Below are 16216 nucleotides of genomic sequence, written 5' to 3'. Positions count from 1 at the left end.
TCTTTTCTCATGTAGCTGTCGGGGAAACGAGGCAGGTTTTCCGCCAGAACCCGCCAGTCGTCGCGCTCGCGTTCGCCTTCCTTGCGCGCACCGAACAACTGGATGATGATCTTGCCGTCGGACCCATATGCTTCGAGCGAGGTGACGTGACTGTCATTGGTCGGCTTGCGCACGGCCCAAACCTCACGGATTTGGTGGGTCCTGAGATGCAGCCGGAACGTTTCGTCCAGCACATGGATGCACGGCCCGATCTGCTTGACCGACTTGATTAAGCCGGAATGGGTCTGGATAGAACCTCGGTTGCCGACGAAGCACATGATCGGCAATTCGTCTTCGGCCGCACGCTGGAGCACGGCGCCAACTGCGGCATTGTCGAGCAGCCAAGCGTAATCCTGGCCGACCATGCGCAAAGCCTGGCAGCGGCTGAGCTTGAGCGTCTTTAGAAGGTTGACGTCAGTCAGCCGGCTCCAGTACTCGCGTAGGTCGTCCACCGTGCCGGCCCAGTCCGCAGTCCTCGCGCCCAGGTCGGCTACTCTCGCCTTAAGCGACATGGTCGGCTCCTGGTTGGCGGATACGAGCTCGGCCACCAGCTTTCGATAGGCATGAAGGTTGGAGACCGGCCTGAGATGCACCTTATGCACTGCTGCGCCGGCGGCGTCGAAGAATTGCAAACTGCGCTGGATTCCGCCGCGATGGCGCCTTTCAACAGCGAAACCATACCTCCAAGCCTGCGGGAAGACGCGAAGGTCGAATTCGTCACCAAGGACCATGGCGTGATTGTTGCCGGTTATCACTCTGTTGAAGACGCCAATCTTTTCGTGCACGGCACCTTGATTGCGGGTCAGCGCCGTCACTTCGCCCACGAATTCGAGGCCCGTCAGAAGGTGATTGACGCGCGGGTCGATGCGTGCCGCGCCGAAACCGCAATGGGCCGCGACCAGTTCCGCTTCCGAAATGGCCAATTGGGCGGCGAAATCACGCGCGGGAATGTTCGGACAGACTTCCCACGCACGCCGGATTTCGTTGGGCGACCGCTTCTTGCGCTGATCCATGTTTTTACCCCTGCCCCGTTCTTCTTTTGACGATCGATCGAAAAACGGGCCTCAGGGATGTGCACGGCGGACGCGATCGATCGTCAGGCACATGCCAGTCGAATCCTGTCTCCGGGCGGTCAGCGGCCAATCGCCGGTAGCGAGCGATTGTTGGGTGGTCGGCGCCAATCGGCCGATCGAGCATTCGGGTACCACCGGCGGTGCTGCTTTCCCACCAAGGCGGGTCTGATGGATCATATTGCTTTCCTTCGTTCTTCGATTGCGAGGGCAACCCAAAGGTGAATCGGCCGGCAATTTTGCCGCCGCAACGAAGGCTTCACAAAAATCGTGCCAGTTGCTCCGCGGCAAGCTCTGAACATCTTTGGCTCTGTTCATTGCTTTACGCGTGAGTGCATCGCGAACTCAGGCGCCCTTCCTGTGACGCGGACGCGACAAACCCGACAGTAAGTGTCGGTTGTCGGACGTCTCCCCAGCAATCGAGCATAAGAGACGTCGGGATGTCCTACGGTTTTTGACACGTCTTCCCTTTGGCACGGTCCATGCGAGATGATCCACGAAAACGCCGGACCGAGGAGAAATCGAGCCATGATTACGCTCACCGACAACGCTGTTGCCGCCATCAAGGCCGCTCTTTACCGCGCCAGCGAGCCGGCGGAAGGATTTCGCATCATGGTCCATGCCGGCGGCTGCGCCGGCTTCCAATACTCAATGGGCCTGGAGAGCGTCTCACGTGAGGGCGATGCGATCATCGAGCGAGATGGGCTCAAGGTGTTCATGGATAGAGGCTCCCAACCCCATGCCGCCGGCATGACCGTGGACTTCGTCACTGGGCTCGAAACATCCGGCTTTGTTTTCGATAACCCCAATGCGCGTGAGACGTGCGGCTGCGGCAAGTCCTGCAAATGATTGCGAGGGAACAGGCTATGTTCGACTATAGCGACGCCAAGGAATACTGCGTCGAACCGGTAACCGCCGGCGCTCTGGAACCGGCCGACACGCACTGTCGGCCCGGAACAATTGCGTTCGGTGATGCACCAAATCGCGATCATCGATCGTTGCCGTGGGCAAGCAAACAAAATTGCCCGAAACAGCTGAATTCCCGGCGGATGCCGCCACCAAAGGGCAATGTCGACAGCGACCGGTCAGCCAAGCCATCGCTCCCCCGGCCGCCCACCTTACCAGATACGATATGCGCCAGAGGTTCAATGGCCCGACTACCCTTGAATCATTTCAGCAGTTGAAGGATCACTCCCATGAACCCTGTCTATCTCGACAACAACGCAACGACGCGGGTTGATCCTGCAGTCGTTGGAGCGATGTTGCCTTTCTTTACGGAGCAATTTGGCAATCATTCGTCCATGCACGCCTATGGCGCATCGGTTGCTGAAGCCGTGAGAAAGGCGAGGCAACAGTTGCAAGCCCTCATCGGCGCGGGATTCGAGGACGAGATCATCTTCACCTCGGGCGGGACTGAAAGCGACAGTACAGCCATCCTTTCGGCGCTGGAGGTGATGCCCGACCGAACGGAAATAGTGACTTCCGCGGTTGAACATCCGGCCGTTCTGAAGTTGTGCGCGCACCTTGAGAAGACGCGCGGCGTCAAGGTGCACATTATCCCAGTCGATCACTACGGCCGGCTCGACCTGGACGCCTACAGAACCGCCCTCACCCCACAAGTGGCAATCGTCTCGATAATGTGGGCGAACAATGAGACCGGTACGATCTTTCCCGTGGTTAAGCTTGCCGATCTAGCCAGGGAAGTCGGCGCGCTTTTCCACACTGATGCAGTGCAGGCGGTCGGAAGGCTTCCGATTGAGCTGAAATCGACCGCGATCGACATGCTGTCGCTCTCCGCCCACAAGCTGCATGGTCCAAAGGGGATAGGCGCGCTTTATGTAAGACGTGGCGTGCGCTTCTCCTCCATGATCAAGGGTGGGCACCAAGAGCGCGACCGGCGTGCAGGCACTGAAAACACACCCGGCATAGTCGGACTGGGCATGGCGGCCGAACTCGCCTTGAAATTCATGGACGAGACAAAACGAATAAAATGGTTGCGCGACCGCCTTGAGAACGGGATCATCCAGCGCATCCCAAACACATCCATCAACGGCGATCCGCAAGAGCGATTGCCAAACACTGCAAACATTGGATTCGAAGGTATCGAAGGCGATGCAATTCCAATTGTCCTGAGCCGGCTGGGAATCGCCTGTTCCGCCGGGTCCGCCTGTGCCTCTGGCTCACTGGAACCGAGCCATGTTCTGATCGCTATGAACGCGGCATGTGGGGCAGTCCGCTTCTCCTTGTCGCGTGACAACGGCGAAGATGACGTAGACCGCGTGCTTGAGGTCCTGCCTGCGATCACCGAGAAGCTACGGGCCGTTCCCAGTGCTGGACTGTGCGGGCGAGGTGCAGAACAGCTTCATTCCGGCCCGGGTCCGAGCGGCACAATAGCCGACGAGCCGTGAGGTCTTCCTCAACGTGACGACCCTGCGCAAGGAGAGCAGTTAAACTCGGGGTCGCCTTCACCACTTCAGAAAAGCTTGAGATCGCCAAGTCTCTTGCCCAGCCGCCGTGCCAGAGGTCGGCACGCCGTCAGCAATGTCACCAATGCATCGACACCACAATTTCGCGCCGGGAGAATACAATGAACTGCTCCGCTGATAGCCGCCCGATCGATCGCACCGATATCCTAGCGCGACTGAAGGGCCTGTCGGCCGCGGAGGACTTCTTCGCCTGCCTTGACGTCTCCTACGACCCGAAAGTGATGAATGTCTCGCGGCTCCATATCATGAAGCGCGTGGGCCAATACCTTGCCGAAGAAGATTTCTCCGGTCTGCCTAACCAGGTAATCGCCGCGCGGGTGCGCGCCAAGCTGGAACGCGCCTACGAAGATTTCGCGACTTCCTCGCCGCTCACGCAACGTGTGTTCAAGGTGCTAAGGGACCACGATCCAAACATATGTCCCGCACCTGGCCGCGCCTTCGTCCCGCTCGACTCTGCACTGAAGCGGTTCGGAAAGTAATGAGCCCGACACGGCTGCGACGCGACAATGTCGAGAAGTCGACAAATCCAGTCCTCATGACGCCTCCTCGGAAGCAAACGAAGCCACCTTCTGGAATAGAGGCAGGAAGACGACTTGGCATGAACGATGCAGGCAATGAGGTGAACCGCCAAGCACGAATCCGGACTGGGAGCTTAGAGAAACCGCCAATGCATATCGTAGTCTGCATCAAGCAGGTGCCGGATTCGGCACAGATCCGCGTGCACCCGGTGACGAACACGATCATGCGTCAGGGTGTTCCGACCATCATCAATCCTTACGACCTGTTCGCCCTCGAAGAAGCGCTCAAACTGCGCGACGTTCATGGTGGCGAGGTTACTGTGCTCACAATGGGTCCGCCCATGGCGGAGGACTCGCTGCGAAAGGCGCTCGGTTACGGTGCTGACCGAGCAGTTCTCTTGACGGACCGCTATTTTGCCGGATCCGATACGCTGGCGACTTCCTTTGCTCTTTCGCAAGCAATCGCAAAAATTGGGGAGACTTTCGGCAGGCCGGACATCGTCTTCACCGGCAAGCAGACGATTGACGGCGATACCGCCCAGGTCGGACCGGGCATAGCCAAGCGCCTAGATTTATCGCAACTTACCTATGTCGCGAAGATTGCCTCCATCGATCTCGATACGCGAGAGATCGAAGTCGCTCGTCGCGCCGAAGGCGGCACCCAGTTGCTGAAGAGCAGACTCCCTTGCCTCATTACCATGCTGGAAGACACCAACGAAATCCGCCGGGGCTCGCTCCAGCAGGCTCTGTGCGCGGCGCGCAGCCAAGTCGTGAAGTGGACTGCAGCCGACGCCGGCATTGACGATCTCACCCGGTGCGGTCTGCGTGGCTCGCCTACAGTCGTCAAGCGTGTTTTCGCCCCCACCGCACGGGCAGAAAGGGCGGCGCAGATCGACACCGCGGAAAGGGGCTTGCAGGACATAGCCGATGAACTCATCGCCGATATCTTAACCCGCCGGCCGGCGCTGGAACATGAGCTGGCCTTCAACAGCGGCACGTGACGGCCAGGAGCAGAAAATGTCGACCGCAAGCCAAACTACCCCTCGCATTGCCCCCGGCCGTGCCGGTGTAAAGAAAGAACTTCCCGACCGTTTCAAAGACTACCGGCACGTGTGGGTCTTCCTCGAGCTCGAACGCGGCAATGTGCATCCTGTATCATTCGAACTGCTGGGCGAAGGCCGCAAATTAGCCGACAAGCTTGAAGTCCAGCTCGCGGGCGTCGTGCTGGGACCGCCGGGCGAGATGGTCGAGGACGCTGTTGCCGAGGCCTTCGCTTACGGGGCGGATCTTGTCTACATCGTCGATGCGCCGCCGCTCGCCGACTACCGGAACGAGCCGTTCGCCAAGGCGCTCACGGATCTGGTCAATACCCATAAACCCGAAATCCTCCTTCTCGGCGCGACCACACTGGGCAGGGATCTTGCAGGCTCGGTAGCGACGACCCTGCAGACGGGGCTCACGGCCGACTGCACCGAACTTGATGTAGATTCCGACGGTTCACTCGCCGCGACCCGTCCGACTTTTGGTGGCTCATTGTTGTGTACGATCTATACACTAAATTACCGGCCGCAAATGGCGACGGTGCGACCAAGGGTCATGCCTATGCCGCAACGGGTGGATAAGCCGGTCGGGCGTGTCATGCGGCACAAGCTGTCGCTCGTTGAGGACGATATCGTCACCAAAGTCCTCGGCTTCCTACCGGATAACCAGTCGGCAATGGCAAATCTTGCCTATGCGGATGTCGTGGTTGCGGGAGGCCTCGGTCTCGGAGCGGCGGAGAACCTTCAGCTTGTGAAGAATCTTGCCCGAGCGATCGGCGCCGAGCATGGCTGTTCGCGCCCCTTGGTCCAGAAGGGCTGGATGCCGGCTGATCGACAGATTGGACAAACTGGCAAGACCATTCGACCGAAGCTTTACATCGCGGCCGGAATTTCCGGCGCCATCCAGCACCGAGTTGGGGTCGAGGGGGCCGATCTCATCGTCGCGATCAACACCGATCCGAACGCGCCGATTTTCGAGTTCGCCCACCTCGGGATCGTCACGGATGCAATCCGCTTCCTGCCCGCACTGACGGAAGCCTTCACCCGGCGGCTGTCGCCGCACAGTCGAGACAAGCTTGCGAGTTGAGGGAGAGGACATGATTGAACAATTCGATGCCATTGTGGTCGGAGCCGGCATGTCTGGAAACGCAGCTGCTTACACTTTGGCAAGCCAGGGGCTGAAGGTCCTGCAGTTGGAGCGCGGGGAATATCCGGGCTCTAAGAACGTCCAGGGTGCCATAATGTACGCGAACATGCTGGAGAAGATCATCCCGGACTTCCGGGATGATGCGCCCCTCGAGCGGCACCTGGTCGAACAGCGACTTTGGGTGATGGACGACACGTCTCACACCGGAATTCATTACCGGTCGGACGACTTCAATGAGGCGAAACCCAACCGCTACACGATCATCCGCGCCCAGTTCGACAAATGGTTTTCCCGCAAGGTGCGCGAGGCTGGCGCGACGGTCCTGTGTGAGACGACCGCGACGGAACTCGTCCGTGATGGCAATGGCAAGGTGATCGGCGTCCGCACAGACCGGGCTGGCGGAGTGGTCTTCGCGAATGTGGTCGTTCTCGCAGAAGGGGTGTCGGGATTGCTTGGCACTCGCGCAGGCCTGCGCGAGATGCCGAAGCCGGAGACCGTGGCGATTGCCGTCAAGGAAATGCATTTCTTGCCCGAAGAGGTCATTGGCCAGCGGTTCGGGGTGAAGGGCGATGAAGGCTGCGTAATCGAGGCCGTGGGCACGATCTCTCGCAGCATGGCCGGGCTCGGCTTCCTTTACACCAATAAGGAGTCGATTTCACTCGGCATCGGCTGCCTGGTCTCGGATTTCGCCGCGACGATGGAGAGCCCGTCCGCCCTCCTGGATGCGATGAAAAACCATCCTTCGATCCGGCCGCTGATCGCTGGCTCGGAGGTGAAAGAATATGCCGCCCATCTTATCCCCGAAGGTGGTTACAGGGCCATTCCGCAGCTATTCGGCGACGGTTGGGTCATCGTCGGCGACGCAGCGCAACTGAACAATGCCATTCACCGTGAGGGTTCGAACCTTGCCATGACCTCGGGTCGTGTCGCGGCTGAGGCGATCATCAAAGTCAAAAGCCGCAACGGTCCTATGACCAAAGCGAACCTTGCGCTCTACAAGACGATGCTGGATGACTCCTTTGTGATCAAGGATCTTAAGAAATACAAGGACATGCCAGCCTTACTCCACACCAATTCCAGCAACTTTTTTGACAGCTATCCGCGGTTGATGTCGCATGCCGCTCAGACCTTCATGCGTGTCGACGGCACGCCGAAGATCGAGAAGGAAAAGAACACCACGGCCGCCTTCATCAACGCGCGCTCGCGCTGGGGGTTGGTCAGCGACGCGGTCCGCCTGGCATTGGCATGGCGCTGAAGAGGGTACAAGATGACGATCGCAGTGACGAAGGTTCGTGTCGAGGACAAACTTTACCAGAACCGCTATCTGGTCGATTCCGGCCGCCCCCATATCATAGTGCGACCGCACGACAAGCCAAGCGCGAACTTGCTTGCGTTGACCTACGTCTGTCCGGCGAAATGCTATGAGTTGAATGACAAGGGTCAAGTCGAGATCACCGCCGACGGCTGCATGGAATGCGGCACCTGCCGGATATTGTGCGAGAAAGGCGGCGACATCGAGTGGAACTATCCGCGCGGCGGCTTTGGTGTCCTGTTCAAGTTCGGATGATCAGCCGGTGCCAAGAGCATGCCGGCAGCGAGCAACTGCGGCACACCATGAGCCTCTCCATCCACTTGCAAAGAGCTAGTGAATATTGGGTTTCGCAATTCAAGTTTCCTCGACTTGGTAGGGGTATCCTCAGGCCACGGGGCGCCTGTGCCGGACTTACCACCGGTAACGTGGTCGAGCCCCTTTGGACAATGTCCGGCCATCGTGCCGGATGGCAGCCACAACGGCCGGTGAGCAAATGGAACGGCACAATCCATGATAAAGACGTATGTGCTAGTGCATGGTGCCTGGCATGGCGGATGGTGTTGGCGGGACGTCGCCGCCAATCTTCGCAAGATGGGATGCCACGTGACCACGCCTACCCAGACAGGTGTCGGCGAACGCGCACGTTTGCTGTGCAAGGACATCACGCCCGACACATTCGTGACCGACATCGTCAACCACATTGTAACGGAAGAGCTGAGCGATGTGATCCTTGTCGGTCACAGTCTAGGCGGCATCAGCATCACCGGCGCCGCCGACCGGATACCCGACCATATCAGCCATCTCGTTTATCTCGACGGCGCCATCGTCGAGAGCGGTCAAAGTGTATTCAGCACCATGCCCCCCGACATCGTCGCCGCCCGTCGAAAATTGGTTGCGGAGGAAGGACGGGGTATCTTCATGCCGACTCCGCCGCCAACAGCATTCGGCACTCCCGAGGGACACTCGCTCACGGACTGGGTGCGGCGCCGGATAACACCGCATCCGGCAGGCACCTACGAAAGCGGACTTAAGCTCGAGCACCCGCTCGGCAACGGCAGACCCCGAACCTATGTCGTCTGCACTAATCCACTCCACCCGCCGATGGCGGGAGCGCGAGAATGGGTCGCGAAGCAGGATGGCTGGGCGTGGCAGGAACTCGCCACTGGCCACGACGCAATGATCCTCGCGCCGACGGAAGTTGCTCTCCTTCTTAGCGCTGTCGGCTGAGGAACCAAGTAGGGGGAGCGGCGGCCGATTCTCAGGCCGTGGCCTTGAGCTCTGGTGCAAGGATGTAGGCCCAACGGGTCGTTCCGGTGGCGCCACCGAAACCACTAGGCGGGAGTGGCCTGTCCTGCCGACGTCGCAAGCTTGCGAGCGTTCCGCCGCGGCCGCAGCCCGTAGCGCCGGGCAACCTCCGAGATCACCGCGTCGGCTCCAGGGTCTCGGAGATGACTCCGTGCCTTGTCGTCCATCGACCAATGCCGCCGACCAACAGCGCCGTTGATCACCCTCGAAAACGCCGAGGCTGCCGCTCAGGGTCAATCGTAAGTTCAAGTTCAGACACAAGCCGATCTCCGATCCACCTCAGAATCGGCAGGCCCACAGATCGCGGGTCCTCCTGGAAGGACACAGCGCTTACCCTTGAAATATGGAGAACCATGGCTTTGCGCCGTCGGCAGTTGAGCTGATCTCGCAATGCTATTTCCCCGGCAACGTCCGCGAGCCGGAGAACTGCGTGCTTGGCGTTCTCCTCTGGAAGGAACCAATCTTTCGGAACGTGGCAATGTCATCGACGAGCTCTCACGGGCCAGCACGATGCCGGTTCGGCGCATCGGCGCCCGCCTGAACACGAGATGGCCACTTGCGATTCTAACGATACGGCCGGACGGGGGCTGGGACCGCGGCGGACGAAGCGTGACGGCTGATCGACACAATGGAGAAGGCCGGCTGGGTTCAGGCTAATGCGGCTCGAATTCTCGGCCTCAAGCTGCGACAAGTCGGCTAGGCGATACGCCGGCATAGTATCGAGGTGAAGGAACTTCTAAGAGCCTGATGAGCCAATCGTCAGGCCAGTGGTCTTGCGCGCCCTGTGCGCGACAAGGAGTGCTTCGTGCTTCTGAACGGATTTGGACTTGCACTGTCGCAAGCAGGACAAAATTGTGTCGCGCCGGCCTGACACAATGCGATATCGACCCGAATAGTGAACTGAAGCCGCTTTTTTCAGTTGGTATGGCTCTTGCACCTTGAACCGCGACGTTACCAGCAACGGAGCCGTTTGATGTCCTCACCGACAGTTTCGATTGAGGGGCCGACTAGCACGACATCCGAGGGTCTTCTGGCAGCCGCGAAATCCGGTGGCTGCGCATCGTCTTCCTACGGCTCGTCGCCGACCAGCCCGGGCGAAGAGGATCCGGCTATTTGGGAAAGGATCAAGGATCACCCCTGCTTTTCGGAGGAAGCGCATCATTATTTCGCGCGTATGCATGTGGCGGTCGCGCCGGCTTGCAATGTCCAGTGCAACTATTGCAATCGCAAATACGATTGCGCCAACGAGAGCCGGCCTGGTGTTGTGTCTGAGAAGTTGACGCCCGACCAAGCGCTACGCAAGGTCATCGCCGTTGCCAACAAAGTTCCGCAGCTTTCGGTTCTTGGCATCGCTGGGCCGGGGGATGCCTGTTACGATTGGGAGAAAACGAAGGCAACGTTCGACCGCGTCATCAGGGAAATCCCCGACATAAAGCTGTGCGTCTCCACTAATGGGCTCGTGCTGCCGGACCATGTCGCCGAGCTTGCCGAAATGAATGTTGATCACGTGACGATCACCATCAACATGGTCGACCCGGAAGTCGGCGCGAAGATCTATCCATGGATCTTTTATGAAAATCGCCGCTACTTCGGCATCGAAGCCGCTCGAATCTTGCACGCGCGGCAGATGCTGGGCCTGGAGATGCTGAGCGCGCGCGGCATCCTCACCAAAATCAACTCGGTGATGATTCCTGGAGTGAACGACCAGCACCTGTTTGAGGTGAACAAAATGGTCAGGGAGCGGGGCGCGTTTCTGCACAACGTGATGCCTCTGATTTCGGACCCGGCGCACGGTACCCACTACGGACTCATCGGGCAGCGCGGCCCAACGGCAACGGAGATGATGGCTCTTCAGGATCGACTTGAAGGTGGCGCCAAGTTGATGCGCCACTGCCGGCAGTGCCGGGCAGATGCTGTCGGCCTGCTCGGTGAAGATCGTGGCCAGGAATTCACGCTGGACGGTATTCCCGACGATGTCGCCTACGATGCTGGCAAGCGTCAGGCCTATCGGCAGGTGGTCGCACACGAGCGCCGTGATCATGAGGCGGCGAGGAGCGAGGCCATCGGTATGGTCAAGGCAACAGACTCCGAAAAGTCGCTTCTGGTTGCGGTGGCCACTAAGGGAGGTGGACGGGTCAACGAACACTTCGGCCACGCGAAGGAATTCCAGGTTTATGAAGTCTCGCCTAGAGGGATCAGCTTGGTCGGGCATCGGAAGGTCGAGCGGTATTGCCTCGGAGGCGGGGGCGAAGACGCCATCCTCGAGGGCGTCATCGCAGCGCTCGAAGGCATACACATAGTGCTATGCGCCAAGATCGGAAATCGCCCGAAGGAACAACTCTCGCGAGTTGGACTGCGCGTAACCGACGCCTATGGCCATGACTACATCGAGACCGCAGTCAGCGCACTTTACGCGGCAGAGTTTGGGATCAGACCACTAGCGGCGACGGCCTGAGCCGTCTCGTCCGATAACCAGGAGTTAGAATGGCTTTAAAGATCATCGCATCCCAATGTACCCAATGCGGGGCCTGCGAGTTCGAATGTCCTTCGGAAGCGATCAAGTTCAAGGGCGACGCCTATGTGATCGATCCAAACAAGTGCACCGAATGCAAGGAGGCCTTCGATACGCAGCAATGCGTGTCGGTCTGTCCGGTACCGAAAACCTGCGTTCCCGCTTGATTCCTACCGAAACGGTCGGGTTCGCCGCACGACGACGCCTGCAACCCGCGACCACAACAAAAGCCTCGAGAAAGGAATGGACAGCATGTGGTCCAGACGCGAACAGGAGGTCGAAATCGGCAGACCGCCACGGTTCATGCAGGGTGAGCGGGTCCGTGCGATACGCCACATAAAAAACGACGGCACCTATCCCGGCAAGGAGATCGGCGAAAACCTCGTGCGGAAGGGCGACGAAGGCTACGTGCGCGACATTGGAACCTTTCTCCAGCAATTCTTCATCTATGCGGTCGAATGGATCGATCGTGGCACGGTCGTCGGCATGCGAGCGCGCGAACTCATTAGCCTCGACAAAGTCGAGGTTCCCTGCGGAGCTGAAGGCATTTCCAACGGGGGAACAGCCGGATGAAAGTAATGATTCGCAGGACCGCTACTGGCTTGTCGGCTTATGTCCCCAAGAAGGATCTCGAAGAGCCGATCACCGAGATTGAGAACGCTGACTTATGGGGCGGGACCGTGACGCTCAGGAACGGTTGGCGGCTCATGCTGCCCGACCTTCCGCGCGACACGCGTTTGCCGATCACCGTCGAGGCGATGAAGATTTCCGACGGGGCCTGATGCCGGTGGGTTCAGTGGCGGAGAGGAAACGCGTATGAACACGATGCTGAGCTGGGACCATCTCGTCGTCGTCCGGGGCAGTTTTGCCAAAAAACTGATTGACCTGCTGAACGGCGCTCTCAAGGCCGATCGAGTGATCCCCTATCTCGGTCCTGGTCTTCTGCAGCTTAACCCACCGGAATCCCCTGTACCTTGCACCCCTGAAGATGTCGCCGCGGCCCTCAACAAGCGGGCGCCTGCCCCTTCCAGGATTCGCACCAATATGTGGTCGGTCGCGCAGTTTATCGAGCAGCGCCGACATCGTCGGACTCTCCAAGCGTGGATGGCGGAGATATTCGCAGCCCCCGCCGAGCCGACCGTTCTTCACGCCTGGCTCGCAACCCTTCAACTGTCTGTCATCATCGACAGCTGGTACGATGGCGCCATGCGAGCAGCCCTTGCAGAGGCCGGCCAAACAGACGTTGTCGAGATACAAGGAACGACGCGCGCGACCGGAATCGGTAACATCTGGACGAGAACTTACGATTTGTCAGGAACAGAACTCGAGGCCGAACAAGTGGCTAGGACGGTGCTCTATGCGCCGCACGGCAGCGTCAGGCCGGCGGCAAACTTCCTCGTGGCTGATTCCGATTACGTCGAAGTCCTAACCGAAATTGATATCCAGACGCCGATCCCGGACGCGGTGAAGCAACGGCGCGTCAACCGGGGTTTTTTCTTCGTGGGCTGCCGCTTCAACGATCAGATGCTGCGCACATATGCCAGACAGCTGATGAAGCGCTCCACTGGCCCACATTTTGCGGTGATCGATTCGGCTACGCTGACCAGAAACGAACGTCGTTTCCTTGCCGAAGGCGCAATCACGGTCATCGACATGCCGATCCGCAACGCCGCGGCTCGCCTCGTCGGGGTCGATGCTAGCCAGGATTAATGGCCGGCGATTGCTGGTGAGTCGCTGCTTGCCTCCAAGGGCGAAAACTCAGTTGGGAATACATTCGTGAGCAGTAATGCTAGTGGCAGCACAACGTAGGCTCTGAATTCGTTGGGCCATGTGAAAGGGTCCGCTGCTGCGGGACGTGAGCACGTTGCGGCGGCATTACGCACATGATCTTGTGACCCCCGTGGCAAAAGAACTGAAGCGCCCGAGTCGCGACAACATATGCAGCGCTCAATGGCTTCGACAAAAATTCGGCACAGTTTCGACAGTTCGCATGCACCTCCAGGGTCAACGAGGTTGATTATGCCTGTTTATGTGGGTCGGCCACGCGAGCAGGAATTCCCACTACCTTTGCCCCGGCGGGAACATCTCGTGTGACCACGCAGCCAGCGCCTACCACTGCATTATCACCAATCGTGACGCCAGGCAGAATGATTGCTCCACCGCCGATCCAGACACGGCTGCCAATGTGAACAGGACGCCCGACCTGCAGGCCGGCCTGCCGCTGCTCGGCATCATGTGGATGATCGGCGGTATAAATCTGCACAGCAGGCCCAATTGCCGTTCCTTGCCCGATTTTGACCTCTACCACGTCAAGAATAACGCAGTTGAAGTTGATGTAGGCATTGGCTCCAATGCGGATATTGAATCCGTAGTCGCAAAAAAAGGGCGGACGGATGACCGTTCCGCGCCCAACCTCTCCCAGCCGCTCGGACAAAAGCTCATGCCAATGCCCCGTGGTCTGCCCCAGCGTATCATTGTACCGCTTGAGCCAAGCCCCGGTTGCCAACAGGTCAGCTTGGATCTCCGGATCCGCCGCATTGTAAAACTCGCCTGCGAGCATCTTTTCTTTTTGGCTACGCATCATAGTCTCCCGTCAGGTCGTGTCCCGTACAGTGATGCAGGAACGCACATCAAACTGCCTCGGCAACTTTGTAACTCGATCTTGCCGGGCGCGCGGTCGGTCACGAGCCGGGGCGACAGTTTCGTCTCGACCAACTTCCAAGAATTTGGATATCGGAGATCAACCGGTCGCAGGGGCCAATACCTGACGAAGTCGGCAACTGTCCAGCGGTCGAACTCACTTTCATGCCCATCTCAGATTGCGTGATATCGAGCGGTAAGCCATCAGCTAATGTATCGACCAGGTCCCGCCAGAGGATTACTCCTTTTTAGTTTGTCAGTCGCAGAGCCCCAGTACGACTGGTGGTAGAAAGCACACGGCCGGAATCTTGGCAGCGCTGTTCACACCCACTTCGTAAGCCTGGCCGATGGGCTCGGCGCCAGAGCACCAATGCTTGACCTGCTCCAGCTCTTGCTCGGCGGGTTGTTTCAGAGACGCTTGATCTCGATACCGCGTTTTCTCAGCACGTAGCCGATCTGGCGCGGGGTCAAACCGAGCAGGCGCGCCGCCTTTGCCTGCACCCAGCCACACTTTTCCATGGCAGCAATGACCGTATCGGCATCGGGCACCCTACCACGAGTCGTGGCAGGGCCTATCGGCGCTTGCCCGTCGCCGACGGGCGGGGCGGCACAGGCGGCGGAAGGCTCGATCGTAGTCGACTTCTCTGACGTCGGCTGTCCGTTCTTCCACAGCGCCGCGGCCAAGCACTGATCCGCGTAACAGGCAAAGTCAGTTCTGAGGATTGATGGACCCGTCGCCAGAACTGCCGTCCGTTGAACGCAGTTTTCGAGCTCTCGGATGTTACCTGGAAATTCGCAGTTCATTAGCACCTCAATCGCTTCGGGAGCGAAGGTCAGCGTGTGATCATTCTCAGTATTGAAATTCTTGAGAAACTGAGCGGCCAAGAGCGGAATATCACCTCGCCTTTCGCGCAATGCCGGCACGCGTAAAGTGACGACGTTGATGCGATAATAGAGGTCTTGCCGGAACTCCTTGCGTTGAACTGCCGTTTCCAAGTCCCTGTTCGTTGCGGCAATCACGCGAACATCAACTTTAATGGTGTGGTTGCTGCCGACGCGCTCAAACTCCTGCTCCTGCAGGACACGCAGCAGCTTAGCCTGGAACGAACCTGATATTTCGCCAATCTCGTCCAGAAACAATGTGCCTTTGTCGGCAGCCTCAAAGCGCCCCTTGCGCAAACTGCTCGCGTCGGTGAAGGCACCCTTCTCATGACCGAACAAGTCAGATTCCAGAAGCGTCTCGGTGAGCGCCGCGCAATTGACCTTGATGAAGGGCTGCTTGGCGCGAGGCGAGAGCTCGTGAATGGCTTTGGCAACCAGCTCCTTGCCGGTTCCGGATTCACCTCGCAACAGGACCGTAGTCTTCGCCTTGGCCACCTTGACAAGGTGCTCACGCAGCTTGCGCAGCGCCTGACTATCGCCAAGCATCTCCTTGCTGATCTTTTTACGTTCCATTTGGCAGCCCATCCCACTCCGCCACCCGCCGGTAGAACTGCACTGGACGGTGAGCTGTGTTGTATTTCGCCATCATCATTCTCGATCTCACCTTTGTTGCTTCGAAATTTCCGGCGCGCGGACCCCCTCGGCAAATGGCAATGGCGCCTGAGCATCGTTGTCTTTCACCAGGACGAGCGTCTTCTCCTCCGTGCGGGCGCCCGCAATATGCGCGCTTGTTTGCGCAGGCCTTTACTCGACCGGTCGCCGTTCTGTCCGGCTTCTGCCGCACCGCAGCCTGCAAACCCATCCTTGACAAGAAAGGAGGGGAGTCAATCGAGCTCTCCTTGCATTCGTGCAAGGAAAATTGTCAGTTTGATAGAATTCTATCAAAACGGCAGAAACGCCCCGCCCCCAATTTGGCTGTACCTGCGGCGTTCAGCTTACGTGACGACATGTGCGGACTTGTCCCAATTGCCGTCCGAGTTGTGCGGGAAACAGTAGCCGCTGCGCTGTTCGCTTCAACCGCGTGATGCCGCTGACAGTAGAGGCGGCGGCTCGTCGAGCGAGGCTTCATTGTTCGGCTACTAAAGCGGCTGTGCTTTGGTGGGAGTTGGTTTCGCCCAAGTTCTGGGCCTGGGGGCGTCTAGCCCGTTTCGCCGCACAGGCTCCTCCCACATCGTCGAGGCCGAGAAGGAGGGACCCCACAGCCC

16 protein-coding genes and 3 pseudogenes are annotated in these 16216 nt (G+C 58.9%); 15 read left to right on the top strand and 4 right to left on the bottom strand.

The window, feature by feature from the left end; all coding sequences use genetic code 11:
* Positions 1-20: 20 nt before the first annotated feature.
* A pseudogene (locus EN993_RS08625) lies at positions 21-1052 on the bottom strand (ChuX/HutX family heme-like substrate-binding protein); the annotation flags it as partial.
* A gap of 51 nt (positions 1053-1103) precedes the next feature.
* A complete protein-coding gene (locus EN993_RS08620) occupies positions 1104-1427 on the bottom strand; it encodes a hypothetical protein (protein ID WP_126066777.1) in 324 nt (107 codons plus the stop codon).
* Positions 1428-1637: 210 nt separating this feature from the next.
* Between EN993_RS08620 and EN993_RS08615 the strand changes: the two genes are divergently transcribed.
* The 14 genes and pseudogenes from EN993_RS08615 (at position 1638) to EN993_RS08545 (ending at position 13139) form a co-directional block, all read left to right on the top strand.
* On the top strand, positions 1638-1958 hold the full coding sequence (locus tag EN993_RS08615; protein ID WP_029356570.1) for an iron-sulfur cluster assembly accessory protein: 321 nt from the start codon (positions 1638-1640) through the stop codon (positions 1956-1958).
* 347 nt (positions 1959-2305) lie between these two features.
* The gene (gene nifS / locus EN993_RS08610; protein WP_063169388.1) at positions 2306-3517 is read left to right on the top strand and encodes a cysteine desulfurase NifS; all 1212 of its coding nucleotides are present in this window, start codon (positions 2306-2308) and stop codon (positions 3515-3517) included.
* Between the two features lie 179 nt (positions 3518-3696).
* Positions 3697-4074, top strand: a complete 378-nt coding sequence (gene nifW, locus EN993_RS08605; protein WP_063169389.1) for a nitrogenase stabilizing/protective protein NifW — start codon at positions 3697-3699, stop codon at positions 4072-4074.
* 188 nt (positions 4075-4262) lie between these two features.
* Positions 4263-5114, top strand: a complete 852-nt coding sequence (locus EN993_RS08600) for an electron transfer flavoprotein subunit beta/FixA family protein (RefSeq protein ID WP_063169390.1) — start codon at positions 4263-4265, stop codon at positions 5112-5114.
* A gap of 16 nt (positions 5115-5130) precedes the next feature.
* Positions 5131-6240 carry an electron transfer flavoprotein subunit alpha/FixB family protein gene (locus tag EN993_RS08595; RefSeq protein WP_024505237.1) on the top strand — a complete coding sequence of 370 codons (1110 nt, stop codon included), beginning with the start codon at positions 5131-5133 and terminating at the stop codon, positions 6238-6240.
* Positions 6241-6250: 10 nt separating this feature from the next.
* Positions 6251-7555 (top strand): FAD-binding protein, encoded by a 1305-nt coding sequence (locus EN993_RS08590; protein ID WP_063169391.1) that lies wholly within the window; start codon positions 6251-6253, stop codon positions 7553-7555.
* Between the two features lie 12 nt (positions 7556-7567).
* A complete protein-coding gene (locus EN993_RS08585; RefSeq protein WP_024505235.1) occupies positions 7568-7867 on the top strand; it encodes a ferredoxin family protein in 300 nt (99 codons plus the stop codon).
* A gap of 255 nt (positions 7868-8122) precedes the next feature.
* Positions 8123-8839 (top strand): alpha/beta fold hydrolase, encoded by a 717-nt coding sequence (locus tag EN993_RS08580; protein WP_063169392.1) that lies wholly within the window; start codon positions 8123-8125, stop codon positions 8837-8839.
* Positions 8840-9530: 691 nt separating this feature from the next.
* Positions 9531-9617, top strand: a pseudogene (locus EN993_RS08570) (helix-turn-helix domain-containing protein); the annotation flags it as partial.
* A 273-nt stretch (positions 9618-9890) separates the two neighbouring features.
* Positions 9891-11372, top strand: a complete 1482-nt coding sequence (nifB, locus tag EN993_RS08565; protein ID WP_063169393.1) for a nitrogenase cofactor biosynthesis protein NifB — start codon at positions 9891-9893, stop codon at positions 11370-11372.
* Positions 11373-11401: 29 nt separating this feature from the next.
* Entirely contained in the window at positions 11402-11596 is a 195-nt protein-coding gene (locus EN993_RS08560; protein WP_024505232.1) for a 4Fe-4S binding protein, read from the top strand.
* A gap of 85 nt (positions 11597-11681) precedes the next feature.
* Positions 11682-12002 (top strand): nitrogen fixation protein NifZ, encoded by a 321-nt coding sequence (locus tag EN993_RS08555; protein ID WP_024505231.1) that lies wholly within the window; start codon positions 11682-11684, stop codon positions 12000-12002.
* Positions 11999-12211 carry a putative nitrogen fixation protein NifT gene (gene nifT / locus EN993_RS08550; RefSeq protein ID WP_024505230.1) on the top strand — a complete coding sequence of 71 codons (213 nt, stop codon included), beginning with the start codon at positions 11999-12001 and terminating at the stop codon, positions 12209-12211. Before EN993_RS08555 ends, nifT begins: the two co-directional genes overlap by 4 nt.
* 34 nt (positions 12212-12245) lie before the next feature.
* Positions 12246-13139, top strand: coding sequence for an SIR2 family protein (locus tag EN993_RS08545; protein ID WP_024505229.1), 894 nt, complete (start codon positions 12246-12248; stop codon positions 13137-13139).
* Between the two features lie 307 nt (positions 13140-13446).
* Here the strand turns inward: EN993_RS08545 and EN993_RS08540 are convergent, their stop codons facing one another.
* Positions 13447-14013 carry a sugar O-acetyltransferase gene (locus EN993_RS08540; protein WP_024505228.1) on the bottom strand — a complete coding sequence of 189 codons (567 nt, stop codon included), beginning with the start codon at positions 14011-14013 and terminating at the stop codon, positions 13447-13449.
* Between the two features lie 464 nt (positions 14014-14477).
* Positions 14478-15521 (bottom strand): annotated as a pseudogene (nifA, locus tag EN993_RS08535) (nif-specific transcriptional activator NifA); the annotation flags it as partial.
* 62 nt (positions 15522-15583) lie between these two features.
* Between nifA and EN993_RS08530 the strand changes: the two are divergent.
* Positions 15584-16036 (top strand): hypothetical protein, encoded by a 453-nt coding sequence (locus EN993_RS08530; protein ID WP_127262932.1) that lies wholly within the window; start codon positions 15584-15586, stop codon positions 16034-16036.
* Positions 16037-16216: the final 180 nt, after the last annotated feature.

The organism is Mesorhizobium sp. M7D.F.Ca.US.004.01.2.1, assembly GCF_003997785.1.
GTDB lineage: Bacteria > Pseudomonadota > Alphaproteobacteria > Rhizobiales > Rhizobiaceae > Mesorhizobium > Mesorhizobium loti.
The sequence above is the reverse complement of the archived record's forward strand: the minus strand, read 5'-3'. Positions and strand labels throughout refer to the sequence as shown.